This is a genomic window from Flavobacterium succinicans LMG 10402 (assembly GCF_000611675.1).
Taxonomy (GTDB): domain Bacteria; phylum Bacteroidota; class Bacteroidia; order Flavobacteriales; family Flavobacteriaceae; genus Flavobacterium; species Flavobacterium succinicans.
In genome coordinates this window covers 122,113-143,787 of record NZ_JATV01000005.1, presented here as the reverse complement: position 1 = coordinate 143,787, position 21,675 = coordinate 122,113, and the positions used below count along the sequence as shown (strand labels likewise).

Here is a 21,675-nt window from a genome sequence, read left to right as displayed (position 1 = left end):
AAATTTACTTCCTAGTTTCTTTTATTTTAATGATACAGTCGACTTAATTTATCTCTAAAATTTTTTACTATGAAAAAACATTTATTACTGATACTCCTGTTACAATTAGTGATATGGAGTTGTTCAACTACTAAGGATACAGTTCGTTCTTCTAAAAACGAAGTAAAAGCTACATTAGATTTAGTGAATGTGTCTAATGACAAAGTGAAAGTGACAATAAAACCAGCACAAATTACGGCAACAACAATTTCGTATCAATTAGCCAAGATTATTCCCGGTACGTATGCAATTGCTGATTATGGGCGTTATGTTGACGATTTCAAGGCCTATGATGCATCAGGAAAAGAACTTCCGGTGACTAAAAAAGATGTCAATACATGGACAATCTCCAATGCCAATCAATTGGATCGTGTAGAATACCTAATCAACGACACCTATGATTCTGAAGAAGGGCAAGCATTTGCCGAAAATTCTACCACCATTTTTTCTCCAGCGGGAACTAATATTTTACAAGGTGAAAATTTTATGCTGAACCTTTGTGGATTTGTGGGGTATTTTGACAATCAAAAGGATTTTACTTATAAACTAACAGTAAATCATCCCAAAGATTTAGTGGGAACTACTGCATTAATCGATACGGATAAAAGTGATACAAATGACATTTTTCAATTGTCGCGCTACGCCGAAGTAGTAGACAGCCCAATTATGTATGCCAAACCAGATGTGTCTTCATTTTTTGTAGACGGAATGGATGTGTATTTGCACGTATATTCTCCACGTAATAAAAGTATTAATTCACAAGCGCTGCTACCCGATATAAAGAAAATGATAACCGCACAGAAAAAATTCTTGGGCAAGATTAATACCACTAAAAAGTATGCAATCCTTGTATATATCACCTCAATGAACAACGATGATGCTAAAGGTTTGGGGGCTTTAGAACATAATACTTCAACTACGGCCACTTTTAAGGATGATATGAAAATAACGGAATTGATTCACGTTATTTCTCATGAGTTTTTCCATACACTAACACCGCTTAAAGTACATTCGAAAGAAATACACGATTTTGATTTTAATCAACCGCAGATGTCACAACATTTGTGGATGTATGAAGGTTTTACAGAATACTTCGCCAATCTATTCCAAGTAAAAGAAGGTTTGATTGATGCCGCTGTTTTTTATAATACGATGAGCGAAAAGTTATTGAATTCAAGAACCTACTTCAAAGACGATTTGTCGTTTACTGAAATGAGTAAAAACGTTTTGGTTCCTGCAATGAAAAAACAATATCCTAACGTCTACGAAAAAGGAGCGTTGATGGCCATGTGCTTGGATGTTATTATTAGAGATAAAAGTAACGGTAAACGCGGAATCCTAAGCGTTATGGGTGAATTATCACAAATATACGGACCAACAAGACCCTTCGACGACAATGCCTTTATAGCAGAGTTCACAAAAATTACCTATCCAGAAGTAGGGGAGTTTTTGCAAACGCACATTGTAAAAGGAGTGCCTATCAATTATAACGAATACTTGTCAAAAGTTGGGGTATCTACCACTAAAGTCCAAATACCAGTTAAAATCGCATTCTATTTTGATAATAAGATGTTCTTAAAAATGGATGAAAAGAAAAATGTCTATATAGATGCCAAAGACGGCTCAAATGAGTTTATCAAAGCAATTGGTTTTGAAAATAATGACCAAGTAATGGAATTAAATGGAATCCCAGTAAACGGAGAAGACATCAATAAATTACTGATGCCTGTTTATGGGTTAGAAGTAGGAGCACCATTTAAGGCGAAAATTATTCGAAATGGTAGCGAAAAACAATTGAGTGGGTCAGTAATATTAAATACATCAGAAGGCGATGGATTCCGCTATACAGATACGTCTAAACAAGCTTTAAACCAATTGTGGTTAAAAGGATAATCGTTTACGCTAACAAAATCTAAAGATTTCCGATTAAACGTGAAATAGGTAAAAAATAAAAGATGAAAGCAACTGTCAAAAACACTTGCATTCTTTTCCTCTGTGTATTGCTTAGTTTTTCCTTTTATTCGTTGAACTGCGAAGGATATTACGCTACCAAAAAAGGAACTGTAATGGAGATGAAAGTTTTGGATAACAAAAACAATGTAACAGGTAAGTCCCTACTCGAAGTTATTGAAAACAGACAAGAAGGAGGAAAAAGTATAGCGGTTGTTAAAACACAAGTTACAGATTTGAAAAAAAACAAAACAACCGAATCCTCTTATGAACTAGTATGTGATGGAGCAGAGACTGCGATAAACATGCTAAAATCTGTCGAAGCGAGTTTAAAAAAGAGTACACAATTCAGTCAATCAAGTGTTTCGGGTAATAATCCTGTTTTTCCTAATACGATGAAAGTTGGGCAAACTTTGCCAGAAGCAACAATTAGCATCAGCGTGAAAGGAGAAATTAGTTTGGATAGTGGCGTCAAAATTTATGACCGAAAGGTTGTAGCGGAAGAAAAGATTACCCTGGAAGCTGGAACTTTTGACTGTATTGTTATCACTTACACAGAGGATACATCCATTTTGTTCAATAAAACAAAAAAATATAAAGTGTGGATGGCTAAAGGGGTTGGAATTGTTAAATCTGAGGAGTATGATAAAAAAGAGCGACTTGAAAAAGTAGTGGAGCTTACTAAGTTTTCAAAATAATCATAAATCAGTATAACCTAATTTTTAAAGTTGGATAAATGAAATATTTCAATGCCTACAGCGCTATTATAATCTTACTACTATGGACAGCTATCACCTTAGGTCCTAATGTTTATGCTTTGAATGGTAAAACAAAAGAGCTAGGAGAAGGCCTTGGTAATGGACTTTCTTATTCTATTGCAGGAGCGGCTTTGTTTATATTTTTAGTCACCATCCTATCTGGTAACCTAAAAATTACTGGGCTGGTTTTAAAAAACAGTCAAAATCTTCAAATTTTATATTTTCAGATTGTTATAATTCTAATAGTGATTGCTTTTTTATGCTATCATTTTGATGTAATAAAAGGCAACGGCATAGCGTGGACTTTTGGAAATTGCCTGCTTGTGGGAATATCCGAAGAGTTGATGTTTCGAGGGATACTCTTAAGTGCGTTTACTAAATCTTGGGGTTTCCGAAAAGCGGCTTTCGCGGTTGTTGTTATTTTTGGTTCAATTCATATTTTAAATGCATTGACAACAGGCAAATTGGGAGAAGGGTTTTTGCAGGCTTTTATGGCAATGTGTACAGGCATATTGTTCCTTGCCTATAGAGTAAAAAATCTAACCATTTTTTTTGCTATCCTATTGCATGCTATTTGGGATTTTGTTGTTTTTCTTTTATCCGATACGTTAAAGTTGATTAAAGTGGAGGAAAATATCATTCTCAATTTATGTCTTGAATTAATTCTAATTGCTTCACCTATAGCGTTTGGAATGTATGGATTGTATCTACTAACCAGAAAAAAAGCTTCTGAAGACTATTTGGTCTCTCAAAAATTGAATTATTAAATAAGAAGTGCAGCTTTCACCTATTTTGATACTTCTTATTTTTTTAAACTTTAAACCAAGAAACTATGAAAAAACTAGTAATACTGCTTTTCCTTTCTCAAGTAATGCTCTGGAGTTGCTCCACATCGACACCAACGAATGAAGTGAGTGCTACTTTGGATTTAGTGAATGTTTCAAATGACAAAGTAAAAGTCGTGGTTAAGCCTGCTGCTTTTGATGCTTCAACGATTACTTTTCAGGTGCCAAAAATTATTCCAGGCACTTATGCTTTGCAAGATTATGGAAGGTATATTGAAGATTTCAAAGCTCTTGACAAAGACGGAAAGACGCTTCCCGTAACTAAAAAAGATGTCAATACGTGGGTGATTACCGATGCTAAAAAATTAGACCACGTTGAATATTTAGTAAATGACACTTTTGACCAAGAAGTAGTTCAAATGAGTAAAAATGAAACCGTAGCCTTTTCGCCAGCAGGAACCAATATTCTAAAAGGTCAAAATTTCTATTTGAATCTAGGAGGATTTGTAGGCTATTTTGAAAATCAACAAGAGAAACCTTTTGTGTTGACTATTGAACATCCCAAAGATTTAACTGGAACAACTGCTATGGTAGATGAGGATACGAGTGACACCAAAGATGTTTTTAAAACGACTCGGTATGCAACATTAATCGATAGTCCCATTATGTACGCCAAACCTGATATTTCAACCTTTACAATTGATGATATGGAGGTCGTGCTCCACGTGTATTCACCCAGAAATACAAAGGTGACTTCAAAATTCCTAATGCCAGCTTTGCAAAAAACAATGATAGCTCAAAAGGAATTTTTAGGAGCGATTAATACCACAAAAAGATATGCGGTTTTGGTGTATCTCACTGCAAGAACAGAAGATGATGCCCAAGGTACAGGTGCCCTAGAACACAACAGTTCCACGACAGGTACATTTGAAGACGACATGCAAGCCACAGGATTGGAGCATACCATTTCGCATGAGTTCTTTCATACCCTTACCCCTTTAAACGTGCATTCGAAAGAGATTCAGTTTTTCGATTTTAATACTCCGAAAATGTCGGAACATTTGTGGATGTATGAAGGTTTTACGGAATATTTTTCGGTGTTATTCAAAACCAATAAACGTATGGCAAACGAACAAGCGCTCTACGATGTAATAGCAGATAAGATAAATTTTGCTTCTACTTTGTATAGTGATACCATGTCATTAACTGAAGTAAGCAAGAACGTAGTCGACCCTGTAGTCAACAAACAGTTTGGGAATTTCTATAACAAAGGCACACTGGCTGCGATGTGTTTGGATATTATTATCAGAGAAAAAAGCAATGGGAAAAGAGGTATTTTGAGTGTAATGGGAGAGTTGTCAAAACTTTACGGAGCAGAAAAAGCGTTTAAGGACGAGGAATTGATTCCGATTTTTACAAAATTAACCTATCCAGAAGTGGGCGTATTTCTTCAAAATCATGTAGTTCAAAATAAACCCATAGATTATGGCTCTTATTTAGCAAAGGTGGGCGTTTCTTTGAAAAAAGTGAAGGTACCAGTTCAAATGGCTTTTTCATTGGGAACCACTACTTATTTTAAAGTGGACTCCAAAACAAACAAAGTGTTTATAACTACTTTAGATGGCAAAAATGAATTTTTAAAAGCCGTAGGATTTCAAGATAATGATGAAATTGTTGATTTACGAGGCATAAAACCTGAAGGTCCTGATAGTGGTAAATTAGCTTCTATTTTGGCTTTTAATCTAAAAGATGGTGACGACTACACAGCCAAAGTCATTCGAAAAGGAAAAACAATTGACTTGAAAGGAAAAGTAAAACTGAATCAAGTAGATGGAAATAAAATTGAATTTACTGATGCATCAAAAGCTAAATTAAAAGACCAATGGTTGTATAATTAAATACAGCATCACTACTTTTAATTTGAATATAACCAACTCCGTAAAGAATAGAATTTGCGAAGTTTTTTAATAATATTCTTCTTCTTGATTACTATTACCTAAACTGCACAAAGTGATCTAACTTTGCACATTTTTTATGCTATATTGGAGCTGTAAACATACTAAAAGTCTCCTAAATTTTTCAGTTGAGGTATTCCAAAATATAGAGGTTTGCTTATAAGCTGAGTTTGATTATCATAGGTAATGTAACAACGGTTGTTTTTAGTTTTTTTATCCCTTTTGAAAAGCAAAACATAAGTTAGATTAGTGTATGTTTTATAACACCTTAGTAATTTGCTTATTTTTCCATCAATACGCCAATGGAGGTCCCATAATCTTCATATTATGCTCCTAAAAGATTTTAGCGGCTATTTCTGGTTTTGGAGGCGTTGTGAGGTTGCCAATTGTTCTAAAGAAATCCTCCATTTTTCCTGAGGGTTGAAAAAAGAAAATCATTTTCCCCGTGGAAGATATTTGGGAGAAGGAATGAGGAACATTTCGCGGCAAGAAAATAGTATCTCCGGTTTGTAGTTGATAGCGTTCCGACCCTACTTGAAAGAGATAGTGACCACTTACAATAAAGAAAATCTCATCTTGATTAGGATGAATATGCAAGGGAGGTCCACCTTTTTCATTTCCAATGTACTCAAATACACTAAGCGCACCATCGGTATCTTTGGAGGCAATTTTGATATTATTGGGACTAGTGCCGTTGATGAGGGTTTTTTCTTCAAATCTACTTTGGTTGGCTTTTACAACAAAGCCTTTTGTGGTTCTTGTGGAAGGAGTAGGCAACTCGTGTCCTAAAGCCAATAATGGAAGGGTAGCGGCTGATGCGGTAATAAAATTTCTTCGTTTCATAGTCTTTTGTTGTTGGTTACAGTACAAATTTGCTATGAAATTTTAGCAATAAATGGTAAAAAAACGACATTTTAATAGGTATCCGCTTCACCAAATTTCCGCTCAGGAGAATTCAAATCCAATAAATGAAATGCAGCAGGGGTGAGGTGGGTCAACTCTTTGTAATCTTTAGCTAAATGTTGGTAATCATAGTATCCACATTGTATGGCTATGGTTAGCCAATCGTAGTGTGGATATTTGTTTTTCATTCGGAAAGTGCTTTCAAATCGAATGATTTTACTAAAATATTTTGGAGAAACTCCCATACGTTCTACAAACTTTCGTTCAAATTGACGTGGACTCAAACAAGCAGCTTGCGCTTGTGAATCGATACTAAAATTTTGAGTAGTGCTCAGTAAGGTATTGCAAACCCTATCCAATCGATGCGCCTCTTTTTTTTGGTGTTGGACTTGACGCCATAAAAAAGATTCGATAACAGTTTTCATCTGAATGTAATCTTTGGCTTGATGCAATTGTTCGTTGATGTTCTTTATTTCTTTTTGAAAGACAGTTTCTGCATCAATATAGGAATTGGTAAGCTCATAAGATGGAATGCCAGTGATTCTATATAAAGCTCCAGGACGAAAAACGATTTGGAACACCAAAAAATCATTTCCCACGTAACGATTCGTAATTTCACTTTGTTGCCCCATAAGTACGCTCTTCAAATTACTAATCTTTGTAGCGCTCTTGGTATAAGAAACGGTTTCGGTGTCCTTGGGATAAAAGCTCAAACAGTGTTCGGCTCTTGGAGGATAAGCCTTAAAAGGAAGCGTTGCCTTAGAATCAAATACAAAATGTACAATTCGATAAACCCGAATGAATTCTTGCAAGGCAACGGAGGGCTGTAATTCTAATAAGGCCATACATTACTTTTTTAGAAAAGTAAAGGTACAAAATCATTGCTTTGAATTGCTAAGTTATTGTAAATGAGGTTTTTTTTGTGATTGTTTTGAATGTTGTTTAAATTAAAAAGCCTTCAGAATGGTAAGTTCTGAAGTCTTTATTATGATGATTGTTATTGGGTTTCGATTGTTTATTACTTATGAAAACCAAACGTTCTAGTCTAGCCCCGATGGGAGCGGCATCCTTGCTGTGCGGGGTTCGCACAGCAAGATATAGCGTACAGCGGGACGGCTCGTGTGGTGTGCAGAAAATGGCCTGCTCCAAGAAGACTCAAGACTTCGTATTCATTGATGCTGTTCTTGAATACGAAAACGACTAAAAGTGTTCTTACTTTTTCCGTGAGTGTATTACAAAAAAATGAGATTCGTTTGTCAATTCCTAAGTGTCTATTTTAAGTAAATCCAAAAAACTAAAAAAAACGGCCAACGGTTACTTTGTAGTTTTTTATCCCTTTTGAAAAGACAATTATTCTAAAGGAAGTTATAGTAAAAAGTGGCGAGTTGAGACTTATATCGCATTTTCGTTTTTCAAGAATTATCAAAAAAAATAAAGTCATGCGTCTTTGTCAGGTAAGGATTATTTCTTCGGTTCACTACTTTCGTGCACTTTGATATATCGTCGCTACTAATGGTAAGTTTTACGCTTAAATTTATAATTAAGTACAGTGAAAAAAATAAATGGCCTTACCTTTACAGACTTTAAATTGAACTGCATTTTTATTAGAAGGTTTACAATAATCGTAGTAGGTGTAGTTTTTGTAATACTATAGTGATGAAAAACAATAATAATGATATGATACTTGAAAAGCCTGACAATCTTGTCGAGCTTTTTGAATTAGCGACCAATAAATTTACCAGCAATTCTTTTTTTGGGACAAAGGATTTAAAATCAGGAGTGTTTAACTGGGTTACTTACGGTGCTATTGGTAAGCGTGTTGATGATTTGAGGGGTGGATTGGCGCATTTGAATATTCAAAAAGGCGATGCTGTAGGGATTATTTGTAGTAACCGCGCAGATTGGGCTGTGGCTGCCTTTGCAAGTTATGGTTTAGGGGCAAGATTTGTTCCTATGTATGAAAGTGAGAATTACGGTACTTGGGAATACATTATAAAGGATGCCAATGTTAAGTTTTTACTGGTTTCAAGCGTTAGTATCTATGAACAAATTAAGAATTTAAAAGAAAGTGCAATTGCTTTAGAACATATTTATATTATTGATACCATTGGTGATCAAAGTATGAATCATTTGGAAGCAATAGGCCGTACTAATTTTATTTCGTCGTATATTCCTTCTTCTAGCGAGATTGCTTGTTTAATTTACACCTCAGGCACTACTTCTGAGCCTAAAGGAGTTTTGTTAACTCATGGTAATTTGGTTTCAAATGCTAGAGCTGGTTTCAGAAGATATGCAAATCACCTTAGTGATAAATCGGTAAGTTTGTCTATTTTGCCTTGGGCACATAGTTATGGCCAAACTGCAGAACTTTATAATTGGCTCTTTTTTGGAGGTTCTATTGGGTTTATGGTGAGTATGGAAACGCTTGCGGATGATTTTGTAAAAGTGAAGCCTACATTTTTGATTGCTGTTCCTCGAGTTTTTAATAAAATTTACGCGGGTATCCATCAAAAAATGAAAGATGAAGGTGGATTTAAACTTAAACTTTTTCAAAATTCTTTAAAGGCGGCCCGTGATTATCGTATTAACGAAGGTCGTGTACCGATCGGGACCAAATTGATGTATTGGGTGGGTTCGAAACTGGTCTTTTCTAAAATTAAAGAACGTTTTGGAGGTGATTTAGTAGCCAGTATTACCGGAAGTGCTCAAATGAATGAAGAAGTAACGAATTTTTTCGCTGACATTGGTATTTCGGTATACAACTGTTATGGTTTGAGTGAAACCTCTCCCGCAATAACGATGAATAGTCCAGAATTAAACCGCAAAGGAAGTGTTGGTAGCGCTCTTGAGTTTATTAAAATTCGTATCGACAAAACAGTGGTGGATGACAACAGTGAAGATGGTGAAATACAAGTATCGGGACCTAATCTAATGGTTGGATATCATAACAAGCCAGAAACTACCAAAGAAGTATTTACTGAAGATGGTTGGTTAAGGACTGGTGACCGCGGAAAATTAGATGCTGACGGATTTTTATATATTACTGGCCGACTAAAAGAGCAGTTTAAGCTAGAAAATGGTAAATATGTTTTTCCTTCAGCACTAGAGGAGGATATTGTTTTATTACCGTATATCGAATCAGCAATGATTTATGGTGATGGAAGGCCTTATAATATTTGTGTGGTTGTCCCAGATCATGCTACATTGCGCAAAACAGCAGAGTTTTTAAATATTAAAACCGAAGTGGATAAATTAATTCATTTACCTTCCGTTCAAGAATTTGTTGGTATTGAAATTAGAAAAAGTTTGAAAAATAAATACGGTGGTTATGAAATCCCGAAAAAATTTATATTTTCTGATATATCTTTCACGGTAGAAAACGGATTTCTTACTCAAACTTTAAAGTTAAAACGAAGATTAGTTTTGGATAAATTCAAAGATCAAATAGAAGCGTTATATCAAGAATAGCAGGGTAGGTTTCTTTTTTATTAAAAAAAAACAGAAGTATCAGTTTTAAGAATACTTCTGTTTTAATGGTATATAACTTATTTGTTTTAGGTTGTTGATGCACTTTGTGGGCAAGGTTTACTTCATCAGTTCACTTTTTTTGTGCAAATTCGCTATCTGGTTTTCAAAAAAGCTTACATTAAATGTAAGTCTTTAGCAATCCTACAGGCTTCAATAGAGTTTTTTACTTGGAGTTTTTTTAATATTTCTTGTCGGTGTCTATTTACTGTGTTGATGCTAATACATAACGATTCAGAAATGGATTTGCTCATCATTCCTTTGTCGATCAAGTTAAGTATTTCTTTTTCTCTTTTGGTCAAGATGTTTGTATCGCTATTGCTATCGAGGTCTACTTTTTGACCGTTTTTAGAGTTTACTATGTAGCATTTACCGGAGAAATCAATAACCATTGGGTTGTACAAACACAAAGCAAATCTTAATGTGTTGTTATTGGTGTCTGCTATGTAAAACATTCTATGCACTACAGGGATATAGTTTCTAAAATGATTTTGCATTCTTATTTTACTAATAAGATAATGATCAAAACGGATCTTTTTTGGCAGTTTTGTGAAATGATGAAAAAAACGTAATTCGTGAAGATATTTCTTTTTTAGGTCATCAGGATGTAGTAATATTAATATCTGATCTTCCCAAATAGAATCTATTTGACTAGATGTATCTGAATGCTCTATGTTAAGCTCTTTAGCAAATTTTCCAAAATACATATAGCTTCTATTGGTATTTAAATCACTCAAAATAGCGATAGCATTTTCAATTTCTGCATATTGTGAAGCGATGTTTCTGTAATGTTCAAGGTTATCTGAACAAGCTTCTTTGCTTCCATGTAAGGACGAAAATTCACTGTTTAGTTTTTTTTTATTTTCATTTTTCATTTGAATCTAAATATGGTTATTTATCAGTATTGAACACCTCGATTGGTAATGTTATTTTTGTATTCTATGTTAATGACATGAATACATTTAAAAGTAGTAAAAGTTCTAGGTTGAATTTTTATAACCCACTTTATTTTAAATGTTTTTAACACTTCAGTTGTATCGCGTAAACAATTTAAATAAGAATAAAATGAGAAATACCTTAGCAACAACATTGTTAGTAATGGTTTGTTTTTTTTCAAAAGCACAAACATTAGAGAAAATGCAATGGTTTAATGAACCCAAAGAATGGAGTATCAAAAACAACAGTTTACAAATGAATGTTACCCCATTAAGTGATTATTGGAGAATTACGCATTATGGCTTTACAATCGATGATGCACCTTTTTATTATGCTACTTACGGAGGAGAATTTGAAGCAAAAGTAAAAATATCTGCAAAATATAAAAGTCGTTTTGATCAATCTGGTTTAATGTTGCGCATTGATCACGAAAATTACATTAAAACAGGGATAGAATTTGTTAACGGAAAATATAATCTTAGTACTGTTGTCACTCATAAAACTTCAGATTGGAATGTTATTACCTTAGAGAAAGAAGTGCCTTATTTGTGGATCAAAGCAGTTAGAAGTTTAGATGCGGTTGAAGTATTTTATTCTTTTGATGATAAAGAGTATGTCTTGATGAGAGTAGCATGGCTGCAAGATAATGTGCCAGTACAAGTAGGATTAATGGGTGCATCGCCAGATGGAGTAGGATTTACTGCGAGTTTCGAAGGTTTTCAAGTCAAGCATGTTGCGGATAAAAGAAGATTGCAGTGGTTAAAAAATAATACAAATTAGAGTGTTAACATTGTTACAAGTAAAGAAAGTACTGGGGGTTGGTTTAAACCTTAGTACTTTTTTAATGGAAAATTAATTGTGTATGCATTGTTTTATACTGATTTAAACAACTACAAACTAACACGAAATAGTCAGTTTTACTATTCAATGCAATGGTGAACTTAGATTTTTAAATGATATTGGCTAAAGAAATTGATAGTGCATTGTACCCAAGAATGATCGTTACAATTACAAGTATTCTCATTACTTTTTTGTAATTGCTCAGTTTTCAAAACATACTCATTCGAAGTTATTTGTAGATGCTGTCCTCAGAGCAATTCGTCTTTTTCCTTTTTCTTTCGTTTGATGTGGGTGAATCGCTTATATTTGCTTTTCATCTAACAGAAAAAAATGGAAATCTACATACAAAATAAAGCACATTTTGAAGCGCAAGTAAAGCAACTACAATTGCAATACAATCGGATCAGTTTGGGGCGCTTAGTAGCTGTTTTTGGAGTGATCGTGGCTATTTATGGTTATCAAAAAAGTGATAGTTTTGGTTTAGTTGTTTTAGGAGTTTTGTCGGTTGTAGCTTTTTTTGTACTGATGCGTTGGCACACTCGAATAGCGTATCAAAAGAAAATCACCGAAGCTTTAGTCGCTATCAATTCGGATGAAATTAATTTTTTAGAACGAAAAAGCATTCCTTTTGAAAACGGTATTGAATACAATGATTTTCATCATCCGTACGCGTACGATCTGGATGTTTTTGGAGAGCAATCGTTGTTTCAAAGCTTGAATAGAACGGGCACTTTTATGGGTAAAAATACTTTAGCATCACATTTGTTAAAAATAAATACCGCTACTGCCATAGCTGAGACTCAAGAAGCAGTTAAAGAGTTACGCGACAAAATCGATTGGCGTCAGTCCTTTTTGGCGATAGCCAAAGTAGGCGGAGATAGTAAGGCACAGTATCAAAAGTTATTACGCTGGAGCATTTTTAATAGTGAAGCAGTTGGTAAAGTTGCCTTAGTGGTTGGTTATGTTGCTCCCGTGGTTCTTGCCGGATTGGCTATTGGATATGGCGTTACTTCGAGTTTGGTCTTAGCTAAGCTATTTGGTCTTATGTTCATGCTTAACTTGGCAATTTCTGGTCTGTTTTTAAAACGTATTTTAGCTGAAACAGCGCATTCTTCTGAAATTAATACAATTGTGTACAATTATAGTTTACTAATCGAAAAGATAGAAAACGAGACGTTTACTAGTACTAAGACCATAGAATTACAAAAGCAATTAGTACACGATAAGCAGCAAGTTAGCCAACAACTTAAGCAATTATCTGATTTGTTTGGTAAAATGGACAGCACGAGTAATTTTTTGACGGCTATTTTATTCAACGGTTTTTTCTTGTATAATATTCATGTTTTACATGGAATTGTTAACTGGAAAAAGCAACATGCTGCTCATTTAGAGCAAAGTTTGCAAGTGATTGGTGATTTTGAAATGTTGCATAGTTTAGCTAATTTTTCGTTCAATAATCCTGATTTTGCTTTTCCAGAATTGAATGCTACATATGAAATTGCTTTTGAAAACTTGAGCCATCCGTTATTGAATCCACAAACTAGAGTAGGGAATACGGTTACTTTTCGTCCCCAATCGTTTTTAATTTTAACAGGTTCTAACATGTCAGGCAAAAGCACCTTTTTACGAAGCTTAGGCGTCAATATGGTTTTGGCTGGAATGGGTGCGCCGGTTTGTGCTACAAAAGCATGTATACATCCTTTGCCTATCTTAGTTTCTATGCGATTATCGGATTCGTTATCGGATAGTGAGTCTTATTTTTTTGCAGAAATCAAACGTCTCAAACAAATCATGAATGGATTAGAAGAAAGTCCTGCTTTTGTTTTACTAGATGAAATTTTACGTGGTACCAATTCTGACGATAAGCGCAACGGAACAATAGAGGTGGTAAAAAAAGTAATTGGTAAGAAAGCGATTGGAGCTATTGCCACGCATGATATTGAAGTTTGCTTGACCACCAATGAGTTTCCACAGATTTTGGCTAACAAATGTTTTGAGGTCGAAATAAAGAATGATGAATTGTATTTTGATTATCAATTGCGTGATGGTATTTGTCAAAATAAAAGCGCGACCTTTTTAATGAAAAAAATGGACATCATCTAATAAAAGTTCCGGAGGAACGTTTCATTTTGTAGCATCGGATTTTAATCCGTTGAATTATTTTAATTGTTAGAGCGCTTCCTGTCTACTTTGTGAATCTTTGTGTTTGAATTTTTTTAGCAACAGATTTCAATCCGTTGGATTATTTATGGCAAAGCAGGCATGAAATGCAATCTTCTTTTTTGATTCAAAAAAAAAAATCCGTAAAACTGGTTAGGAATTACGGATTTGATAACAATAATTGGTTTTGGTTAGTTGTAAAAGGCGTTTAATTAGCTATTCAACATTACCGGCATTACTAGCATGGTCACTGTTTCGCCTTCTTCTAAACCGTCTACAGGAGTTAAAATTCCGGCGCGGTTAGGTAATGACATTTCAAGCATAATCATATCGGATTGTAAGTTGGTCAACATTTCGGTTAAGAAACGTGAGTTGTAGCCAATTTGCATGTCGTCTCCTTGGTAATCGCAAGTCAAACGCTCTTCGGCTTTGTTAGAATAGTCAATATCTTCAGCAGATACATTCAATTCGGCACCCGCAATTTTCAAACGGATTTGGTGGGTGGTTTTGTTAGAAAAAATTGCCACACGACGCACAGAGCTTAAAAACAAACTGCGATCAATTACTAATTTATTTGGGTTTTCTTTTGGAATAACCGCTTCGTAATTTGGATATTTTCCGTCGATTAAACGACACATTAAGTTATAATTATCGAACGAAAAAGTAGCATTGCTGTTGTTGTATTCTATTTTAACTTCGGCATCTGATGTGGATAAGATGTTTTTTAAAATAGTCAATGGTTTTTTTGGCATAATGAAATCAGCCACTTCTGAAGCGGTCACGTCGGTACGTGCATATTTTACTAATTTATGAGCATCGGTTGCAACAAAAATTAATCCTTCTGGAGAAAATTGAAAAAACACCCCAGACATTACTGGTCGTAAATCATCGTTTCCTGCTGCAAATATCGTTTTGCTGATAGCCGTAGCCAATACATCGGCAGGTACCAAGGTTACAGAAGGTTCGTCTAAATGTACAGCTTTTGGGAATTCATCTCCCGCAGCATAAGCCAGTGCATATTTTCCAGAGTTGGAACTTATTTCTATAGTACTGTTTTCTTCAACCGTAAAAGTTAAGGGTTGCTCAGGGAACGTTTTTAAAATTTCTAAAAGTAATTTGGCTGGTACGGCTACGCTACCTACGCTAGTAGAATCGATGGCTAACGATGCTGACATGGTGGTTTCTAAATCCGAAGCAGATACAGTCAATTGTGTGTTGTCTAATTCAAATAAAAAATTATCTAAAATAGGCAAAGTATTGCTGCTGTTAATCACACTGCCTAATACTTGTAATTGTTTTAATAAGTACGAACTCGATACTATAAATTTCATGGGTATTGTTTTATTTTATTGGATTCTAAATTTCAACAGGCTAGAATACCTGATTACAAATATATTGTAAAGTAGTTTTACATTTACATTTTTTTATTAACACTTATCGGGCGTATTTTCGTTTGCGAAGATACACAAATAGTAATCCAAAAACGCCTAAAATTAAAATTGGAAGCCCAATAGTTTGGATTTGAATCGATGTATAATGGGAATATACTTTTTCTTTGTCTAGTATTGGAAGGTCTAAATCTTTACTACGAATGTTAATAAGTCCATTGTCGTCTAAGAGATAGTTGACGCTATTCATTAAAAAATCTTTGTTGTCGTATAAATTTCCACTACGCTGATCGTAACCTAGCTCGACTGGCATGTCGTTTTTATCCAATTGATTGCGAACGATGTCACCATCCGAAACGATGATCATTTTAGTGGGTACACTTTGGTTTTTGAAATTAGATTGTTCAAAGCCTTTAATTCTATTTTCGAATACGGAATGAAACGTTCCTTCAAGTAAAACTGCCAAAGGAATGCCTCCTGTATTAGGATAATCAGCAGGGCTTGTAGTTTCTGAAACCATCGATAAATTAATAGCTGTTGGTGTTCCGATACGTTTGGAATACGGAGACGATTGTAATAAAACAGTTTTCTTAATGCCGTTTTTGAGTGTGTCAATTGAATTGGCAAAATCCAATTTAATACCTCCTAAGTTTTTTACAATGGGATGTTGGCTGGTTGGAGATACCAATGGTGCAAATTTCCAATTGAATTGTTGAAAACGTGTGGCGCTTCCAGGTTCTCCCGAGGCCAATTGTATGGGGCTACCTTGTTCGTCCTTCACTAGGTCCGGGTTGATGCGGAAGCCGTATTTGAAGAACATATCATTTAGATTTAAATCTCTTGGGAATGCCAAACTTGCTCCAGAGGGATTGTATAAACTATCCAATTCGGCTACCACTTGATCTACTAACCAAATGGTTTTTCCACCTTGCATCAAGTACTGATCGAGGACTTGTTTTTCATTTTCAGTAAACGCTTCGGTAGGTTTTGCAATGACGGCCAAATCAAATTCATGGAGAGACTGTAAACTACCTTCTGGGTTTTTGGCAACAGAATCTAAAGTGAAAGGAGCAATAAAATAGCGATCTCTTACTTGTAATAAAAATTTAGCAATAAAAGCTTCTTTGAGTTCTCCATTACCTTTAATGATGGCTACTTTTTTCTGTTTGGCTTTCGTGATTTTATTAAAAGCTTCAGAAAAAGAATATTCTAGGTGCTGTACTGAACCAATGACTTTTTGTGTAGTAGAAGCACCCATTTGATTTTTTAGCAACGGGATAGCTACTTCTTTGCCGTCATAAGTAGCAATAGCCCACGGAAATACCATGGCTTGGGATTGTTTTCCTTTATCATCAACAGTTATGTTTATTGGAGTAAGTCCTCTTTTGTACAAGTCTTTGATGAGGTCAGTACTTTCGTCTGGATGAGCTAGAGGATCTACAAATTCAAAGACAATACTACTATTGTAGGCTTGAAATTCTTCTAGAATTTGTTTGGTTTCTTGTTGTAATCGCTTGAATTCAGCAGGTAAATCACCTTCCATATAGACCTTGATCGACACTGGGTCTTTCACTTCTTTCAAAATATTTAATGAAGTCGGTGATAAGGTGTAGCGTTTGTCTTTGGTTAAATCCAAACGATAAAATACAAGCGAACCAAGGAATTGTAGTACAAATAAAACAGCAAAAGTATAGAGTAAGCGAGTCAAATGGCTTTTTTTAATAGTTTTCATTACGCTTTAAAAGATTTTAAATTAAAAACGGTACACGTTAGGAATACAATAGTGATGTTTACAAAATACAGAATATCTCTAGTGTCCAACACACCACGACTCATACTTTTATAATGGTTTTGCATGCCAACTACTGTGATCCACGAACTCCAATTTCCAAGAGCCGAAGCTAATCCTTCAAAACCAAAATAAAATACGAAACATAAAAGGACTGCAATAATAAAAGCAACAATTTGGTTTTCAGAAAGTGTGGAGGTAAATACACCAATAGCTGTGTAACCAGCCGCTAAGAATAGCAAGCCAACATACGATCCAATTGTGCTCCCCATATCAATGTTTCCTTCCGGAAAACCTAAAGTGGAAATGATATACACGTAGAGAAAAGTAGGTACAATTGCTATTACAATTAGCAGTAGCGACCCAAAGAATTTTCCACAGGCTATTTCCCAAATGCTTAGTGGTTTGGTTAATAATAATTCTAAAGTACCTTGTTTTTTCTCGTCCGAAAAACTGCGCATGGTTACGGCCGGAATTAAAAAAAGTAAAATCCAAGGCGCTAATGTGAAGAAAGGGGTCATGTCGGCAAAGCCAGAATTCAGGATATTGTAGTCGCCTTCAAATACCCAAAGGAATAATCCGTTAAGCAGCAGGAATAAAGCAATAACCAAATAGCCCACAGGGGAACCAAAAAAGGATTTTATTTCTCTTAGTATGATTGATTTCATTTTTATAATTCAGTTTCAATTTATATGATGCGATATTTGTTTATGTTGAAAGCCTAGAGTCTTTATGAATTGTACTAGTTTTACACCAAGCTTTCTAATTTATGGACACTCCAGGCTTCGGGTTTGGCATTGAAGAGTTTTTTGGTGTCGGTCCAAACGTCATTAAAAAAAGCCGATTGTCTATAATTTTCTAAATCCGATGCGGTTTCCCAATAGCTGTAGGTGAAAAAGATATTCGGATTGGCTTGGTCTTGATACAATTCTAACAAACAATTGCCCGGTGTGTTTCTGATTTGGTGTTTTATGGACTCAAAATTCTCTAAAAAAGTAGTAATATGTTCAGGAAGAAAACTCAATTTTACGATTCGTACCAACATTTAAAATGACTTTTGAATGATTATTAATTTTATTCTGACTTAGGTAAATTGAATAGTTATAGGATCTCTATAATTGAGCCCCAATAAGCTATTGGCAGAACCCACTTTTGAGGGGTTGCTTCTGAAAATGGCAATTTCTAAATACCCAGCTTCGTTGAATAGGGCTAACTTTTCTCCCTCATAATATTTCATAGGATATTTACCAGAGGCGGCAATGGCCGAATAGGATGGGAGTATTGTCTTGATACTTTTTGATTTTAATAAAATTTCAAAATTACGCCCTTTGGCTGTTTCATTAAATTGTTTTTTGCTGATGTTGGAAACCACGTTACCAAAATGATCGATATACATAACTGAACCGGTTAGGCGATCTCCTTTGTCATTCAAAGTGACTTGCATTTCAGTAACCTCTTTCAAGGATTGGATTTCTTTGCCAATTACATTCAATAAGCCTCCTTTGGCCAAATGACAAGCGACTTGAACAAAAACATCTAGGTCTGTGGCGCCGTGATGCAATCGGTCATGAATGGTTATAGCAACTATTTTTTGGGGGACTATTTTTTGACACAATAAGCTTAAAATACCATTATCAGCAGCTACAAAAAAATGATCATTCCATTGCATAGCAATATGCTGATTTTCATTGTTTAATTCTATATCAACCCCAATTAGGTGAACTGTTCCTTTTGGAAAGTTTGCGTAGGCGGCGTTTATTATGTAACTCGCCTCCACAGTGTTGAAAGGATCTATTTCATGCGAAATATCAATAATTGTAAGATCAGGATTTGTCGATACTATCTTACCCTTAAGGGCGCCTACAAAGTAGTCCTTTAAGCCGTAATCGGTAGTAAGAGTAATTATTGACATAATTTTGTTTATAACTATTTCAGGTAATTTTAAGCTATTTTGCTTAAATTTGAGATATGCAAAGCTACTAATTTCAGCTATTATTTTTAATTAAAAACTACTCCATTTTGAACGAAAGAACCATCGAGCTTGTTGATATTGCTCCAAAAGATTTTTGGGGCGCTCAAGATACTCATCTTGAAATGATTAAGAGATATTATCCCAAGTTAAAAATAGTGGCTCGTGGCTCTACCTTAAAAGCTTTTGGCGAAAAAGAAGTGTTGGATGAATTTGAAAAGCAGTTCCAGCGCCTCATGTTGCATTTTACCAGATATAATACTATCGATTTGAATGTAATTGAGCGAGTGATTATGAATGATGCTCAGGATAATCGCAAAGTATTGGACTATGATAAAATTCTAGTGCATGGTGTTGGTGGCAAAATCATCAAAGCCATGACACCCAACCAACAATTGTTGGTAGATACCTTGAACAAAAACGACATGGTGTTTGCTGTAGGTCCAGCAGGAACTGGAAAAACCTATACTGGAGTAGCCATGGCAGTAAAAGCCTTAAAAGAAAAGCAAGTCAAAAAAATTATCCTTACCCGTCCCGCAGTTGAAGCAGGAGAAAATCTTGGCTTTTTGCCCGGTGACATGAAAGAGAAACTAGATCCTTACATGCAGCCACTTTATGACGCGCTTAGAGATATGATCCCCAATGAAAAACTTGAAGATCTAATCACCAAAGGGATTATACAAATTGCACCCTTAGCCTTCATGCGCGGTAGAACTTTAGATCATGCTTTTGTGATTTTAGATGAAGCGCAAAACACCACGCACTCTCAAATGAAGATGTTCCTAACTCGAATGGGAAAATGCGCTAAATTTATGATTACTGGTGATCCAGGACAAGTCGATTTGCCTAGAAGGACGATTTCTGGACTTAAAGAAGCATTATTAGTTTTAAAAGATATAGAAGGAATAGGAATTATTTATTTGGATGACAAGGATATTGTACGTCATCGATTGGTGAAGAAAGTAATCGATGCCTACAAGCAAATCGAGAATAATGATTAAAACCATACTATTTAGTGATATAGGCAGAAAGTTAGGCGAACAGTTCGTTTTTCTTTTTGCTTTTATTTTTTTAGATTGTACAAAAAAGAAGATAGCACATGAAGTTTGAAGATCACACTATAAAAGTAATTGTTTCTGATTTAGACGGCACACTCTTAAATGAGAACCATAAAATCTCACCCTATACCAAAAGCGTTTTTACAAAATTACATCTTGAAGGTTACACGATTATTATCGCAACTGGTCGTCATCATTTGGATGCTAAAGCGATTGTTTGCGATTTAGAGATCCCTTTTTATTTAGTGACTTCCAATGGAGCGCGAATTCATTGCCCTGAAGAAGAACTTATTTTTGCTTACAACATTAAAAGTGAAATAATTGAAGCTGTTTTTGAATTGGATATTGATCCATCAATTACTTCGGTTTTATTTAAAGAAAAAGAATGGTTGACTTCTAAAACAAACAATAAAATCAATAGTTTTCAACGAGATGCTTCTTATCCGCCTAGGGTGGTTGACTTTAAAACAATTACTGATTATAGTGCCATCAAACTTTTTTTTACTCATGATCAACATGAAGTTTTAGTAACTCTCAAAGACAAAATATTAGAACATCACTCCGATAAATTATGCCATGCTTTTAGTTTGCCTTTTTGCTTAGAATTTATGGATACATCTGTTGATAAAAGCGTGGCTATCGCTAAAATTTTAGATAGGGAAGGTTTTTCTTTTCAAAATACTATGGCCTTTGGAGACGGATTTAATGACGAAAGAATGTTGGCCTCCGTACAAAAAGGATTGATTATGAAAAACGCACCCGATACTTTAAAAGATAAGTTAGGACAGCTCGAAGTTATTGGGTCGAATAAAGAGGATGCGGTAGCTAATTATCTAATGAACCATTTCGATATTTAATATTAATCTTAAAAAAAAAACAGTATGAAAGATCTTTGGAACGATTTAAAAAACAACGCAATTGCAGGGGTTTTATTTCTTTTACCCCTTTATGTTTTAATGATTATTTTTCAAAAAGTATTTGGCGCTTTTGCAAAATTTGGTAGTGGAATGGCCAAGTATTTTGGTTTAGAAACTATTTTAGGAAAAAATATGGCAAACGTTTTTGGGGTCATTTTATTGATTGCTTTTCTTGTAGTTTGTGGTTTTTTGGTTCGTCTTAGTTTTTTTAAACGAATTAGTGATACCATAGATAATAACTTGAAAATTTATTTACCAGGCTACGAAAAACATAAGGAGTTAGCGAAACAAAAACTTATTAAAGAAGAAAAAAAAGACGAAGTGCTTCCAGTTGTTCCACCGAAAATCCCTATTTTGTTTATGCAAAATGATTCTTGGATACCGGCTTTTCTTCAAGAAAAAAACGAAAAGGAGGAAGCAGTGGTGTATGTAATAGATCCCAATACTAATTTGAAATCTGTTTTTTATCTCACGACAACTGATAAGATCAAAATTTTAAATAATGTTTCTGAAACCGAGTTATTGCAATCCATCAGTAATAACGGACAAGGATTTCTCGAACTATTAAATAAATAAAAACGTTACTTTTACCTCTTTTTAAGGCCTTACCTCAGAACAATCTGAGGTAGTTTTAGTTTTTATTTTGATTAAAATTTCTCTAATAAATAGCTTTAGTCCAGTGTATTAGTATTCTGCTATTCAT

18 protein-coding genes are annotated in these 21,675 nt (G+C 34.7%); 10 read left to right on the top strand and 8 right to left on the bottom strand.

What is annotated here, in order from left to right; all coding sequences use genetic code 11:
• Positions 1-69: 69 nt before the first annotated feature.
• The 4 genes from AO58_RS0106220 to AO58_RS0106205 all read left to right on the top strand — a co-directional run bounded on the left by AO58_RS0106220 (position 70) and on the right by AO58_RS0106205 (position 5,430).
• Entirely contained in the window at positions 70-1,932 is a 1,863-nt protein-coding gene (locus AO58_RS0106220; RefSeq protein WP_024980875.1) for a M61 family metallopeptidase, read from the top strand.
• 62 nt (positions 1,933-1,994) lie between these two features.
• Positions 1,995-2,687: a TapB family protein gene (locus AO58_RS0106215; protein WP_139225563.1), complete on the top strand. Its 693-nt coding sequence runs from the start codon at positions 1,995-1,997 to the stop codon at positions 2,685-2,687.
• A 38-nt stretch (positions 2,688-2,725) separates the two neighbouring features.
• Positions 2,726-3,514 carry a CPBP family intramembrane glutamic endopeptidase gene (locus AO58_RS0106210; RefSeq protein ID WP_024980873.1) on the top strand — a complete coding sequence of 263 codons (789 nt, stop codon included), beginning with the start codon at positions 2,726-2,728 and terminating at the stop codon, positions 3,512-3,514.
• A 65-nt stretch (positions 3,515-3,579) separates the two neighbouring features.
• On the top strand, positions 3,580-5,430 hold the full coding sequence (locus AO58_RS0106205) for a M61 family metallopeptidase (protein ID WP_024980872.1): 1,851 nt from the start codon (positions 3,580-3,582) through the stop codon (positions 5,428-5,430).
• 390 nt (positions 5,431-5,820) lie between these two features.
• On the opposite strand, the gene AO58_RS16995 is transcribed toward AO58_RS0106205, so the two are convergent.
• Together AO58_RS16995 and AO58_RS0106195 are read right to left on the bottom strand one after the other, a co-directional pair.
• Positions 5,821-6,330 (bottom strand): cupin domain-containing protein, encoded by a 510-nt coding sequence (locus AO58_RS16995; protein WP_051536627.1) that lies wholly within the window; start codon positions 6,328-6,330, stop codon positions 5,821-5,823.
• Positions 6,331-6,401: 71 nt separating this feature from the next.
• A complete protein-coding gene (locus tag AO58_RS0106195; protein ID WP_024980871.1) occupies positions 6,402-7,235 on the bottom strand; it encodes a helix-turn-helix domain-containing protein in 834 nt (277 codons plus the stop codon).
• 811 nt (positions 7,236-8,046) lie between these two features.
• On the opposite strand from AO58_RS0106195, the gene AO58_RS0106190 reads away from it, so the two are divergent.
• The gene (locus AO58_RS0106190; RefSeq protein WP_051536625.1) at positions 8,047-9,858 is read left to right on the top strand and encodes an AMP-dependent synthetase/ligase; all 1,812 of its coding nucleotides are present in this window, start codon (positions 8,047-8,049) and stop codon (positions 9,856-9,858) included.
• A 173-nt stretch (positions 9,859-10,031) separates the two neighbouring features.
• On the opposite strand, the gene AO58_RS0106185 is transcribed toward AO58_RS0106190, so the two are convergent.
• A complete protein-coding gene (locus AO58_RS0106185; RefSeq protein WP_024980869.1) occupies positions 10,032-10,790 on the bottom strand; it encodes a response regulator transcription factor in 759 nt (252 codons plus the stop codon).
• Positions 10,791-10,980: 190 nt separating this feature from the next.
• On the opposite strand from AO58_RS0106185, the gene AO58_RS0106180 reads away from it, so the two are divergent.
• Together AO58_RS0106180 and AO58_RS0106175 are read left to right on the top strand one after the other, a co-directional pair.
• On the top strand, positions 10,981-11,631 hold the full coding sequence (locus AO58_RS0106180) for a DUF1349 domain-containing protein (RefSeq protein ID WP_024980868.1): 651 nt from the start codon (positions 10,981-10,983) through the stop codon (positions 11,629-11,631).
• Between the two features lie 390 nt (positions 11,632-12,021).
• Positions 12,022-13,794, top strand: a complete 1,773-nt coding sequence (locus AO58_RS0106175) for a MutS-related protein (protein ID WP_024980867.1) — start codon at positions 12,022-12,024, stop codon at positions 13,792-13,794.
• A 269-nt stretch (positions 13,795-14,063) separates the two neighbouring features.
• Here AO58_RS0106175 and dnaN read toward each other — a convergent pair whose 3' ends face one another.
• The 5 genes from dnaN to AO58_RS0106145 form a co-directional block, all read right to left on the bottom strand.
• Positions 14,064-15,182 (bottom strand): DNA polymerase III subunit beta, encoded by a 1,119-nt coding sequence (gene dnaN / locus AO58_RS0106165; RefSeq protein ID WP_024980866.1) that lies wholly within the window; start codon positions 15,180-15,182, stop codon positions 14,064-14,066.
• A gap of 103 nt (positions 15,183-15,285) precedes the next feature.
• Positions 15,286-16,971 carry a gliding motility-associated ABC transporter substrate-binding protein GldG gene (gene gldG / locus AO58_RS0106160; protein WP_024980865.1) on the bottom strand — a complete coding sequence of 562 codons (1,686 nt, stop codon included), beginning with the start codon at positions 16,969-16,971 and terminating at the stop codon, positions 15,286-15,288.
• Entirely contained in the window at positions 16,971-17,696 is a 726-nt protein-coding gene (gene gldF / locus AO58_RS0106155; RefSeq protein WP_024980864.1) for a gliding motility-associated ABC transporter permease subunit GldF, read from the bottom strand. The genes gldG and gldF overlap by 1 nt, the downstream gene beginning before the upstream one ends.
• An 80-nt stretch (positions 17,697-17,776) precedes the next feature.
• Positions 17,777-18,073: a putative quinol monooxygenase gene (locus tag AO58_RS0106150; RefSeq protein WP_024980863.1), complete on the bottom strand. Its 297-nt coding sequence runs from the start codon at positions 18,071-18,073 to the stop codon at positions 17,777-17,779.
• A gap of 39 nt (positions 18,074-18,112) precedes the next feature.
• Positions 18,113-18,940, bottom strand: a complete 828-nt coding sequence (locus tag AO58_RS0106145; protein ID WP_024980862.1) for an SAM hydrolase/SAM-dependent halogenase family protein — start codon at positions 18,938-18,940, stop codon at positions 18,113-18,115.
• Positions 18,941-19,047: 107 nt separating this feature from the next.
• Here AO58_RS0106145 and AO58_RS0106140 point away from each other — a divergent pair, with 107 nt between their 5' ends.
• The 3 genes from AO58_RS0106140 (at position 19,048) to AO58_RS0106125 (ending at position 21,548) form a co-directional block, all read left to right on the top strand.
• Positions 19,048-19,998: a PhoH family protein gene (locus AO58_RS0106140; RefSeq protein ID WP_024980861.1), complete on the top strand. Its 951-nt coding sequence runs from the start codon at positions 19,048-19,050 to the stop codon at positions 19,996-19,998.
• 98 nt (positions 19,999-20,096) lie between these two features.
• A complete protein-coding gene (locus AO58_RS0106130) occupies positions 20,097-20,912 on the top strand; it encodes a Cof-type HAD-IIB family hydrolase (RefSeq protein WP_024980860.1) in 816 nt (271 codons plus the stop codon).
• A gap of 24 nt (positions 20,913-20,936) precedes the next feature.
• A complete protein-coding gene (locus tag AO58_RS0106125; protein WP_024980859.1) occupies positions 20,937-21,548 on the top strand; it encodes a DUF502 domain-containing protein in 612 nt (203 codons plus the stop codon).
• Positions 21,549-21,675 lie beyond the last annotated feature (127 nt).

Excerpts from the sequence above, each read along its gene's own strand:
- AO58_RS0106180 (WP_024980868.1), top strand. The coding sequence starts at position 10,981 with ATGAGAAATACCTTAGCAACAACATTGTTAGTAATGGTTTGTTTTTTT.
- AO58_RS0106205 (WP_024980872.1), top strand. The coding sequence starts at position 3,580 with ATGAAAAAACTAGTAATACTGCTTTTCCTTTCTCAAGTAATGCTCTGG.
- AO58_RS16995 (WP_051536627.1), bottom strand. The coding sequence starts at position 6,330 with ATGAAACGAAGAAATTTTATTACCGCATCAGCCGCTACCCTTCCATTA.
- AO58_RS0106175 (WP_024980867.1), top strand. The coding sequence starts at position 12,022 with ATGGAAATCTACATACAAAATAAAGCACATTTTGAAGCGCAAGTAAAG.
- AO58_RS0106130 (WP_024980860.1), top strand. The coding sequence starts at position 20,097 with ATGAAGTTTGAAGATCACACTATAAAAGTAATTGTTTCTGATTTAGAC.
- gldG (WP_024980865.1), bottom strand. The coding sequence starts at position 16,971 with ATGAAAACTATTAAAAAAAGCCATTTGACTCGCTTACTCTATACTTTT.
- AO58_RS0106190 (WP_051536625.1), top strand. The coding sequence starts at position 8,047 with ATGAAAAACAATAATAATGATATGATACTTGAAAAGCCTGACAATCTT.
- AO58_RS0106145 (WP_024980862.1), bottom strand. The coding sequence starts at position 18,940 with ATGTCAATAATTACTCTTACTACCGATTACGGCTTAAAGGACTACTTT.
- AO58_RS0106215 (WP_139225563.1), top strand. The coding sequence starts at position 1,995 with ATGAAAGCAACTGTCAAAAACACTTGCATTCTTTTCCTCTGTGTATTG.
- AO58_RS0106150 (WP_024980863.1), bottom strand. The coding sequence starts at position 18,073 with ATGTTGGTACGAATCGTAAAATTGAGTTTTCTTCCTGAACATATTACT.
- gldF (WP_024980864.1), bottom strand. The coding sequence starts at position 17,696 with ATGAAATCAATCATACTAAGAGAAATAAAATCCTTTTTTGGTTCCCCT.
- AO58_RS0106125 (WP_024980859.1), top strand. The coding sequence starts at position 20,937 with ATGAAAGATCTTTGGAACGATTTAAAAAACAACGCAATTGCAGGGGTT.
- AO58_RS0106220 (WP_024980875.1), top strand. The coding sequence starts at position 70 with ATGAAAAAACATTTATTACTGATACTCCTGTTACAATTAGTGATATGG.
- AO58_RS0106185 (WP_024980869.1), bottom strand. The coding sequence starts at position 10,790 with ATGAAAAATGAAAATAAAAAAAAACTAAACAGTGAATTTTCGTCCTTA.
- AO58_RS0106210 (WP_024980873.1), top strand. The coding sequence starts at position 2,726 with ATGAAATATTTCAATGCCTACAGCGCTATTATAATCTTACTACTATGG.
- AO58_RS0106195 (WP_024980871.1), bottom strand. The coding sequence starts at position 7,235 with ATGGCCTTATTAGAATTACAGCCCTCCGTTGCCTTGCAAGAATTCATT.
- dnaN (WP_024980866.1), bottom strand. The coding sequence starts at position 15,182 with ATGAAATTTATAGTATCGAGTTCGTACTTATTAAAACAATTACAAGTA.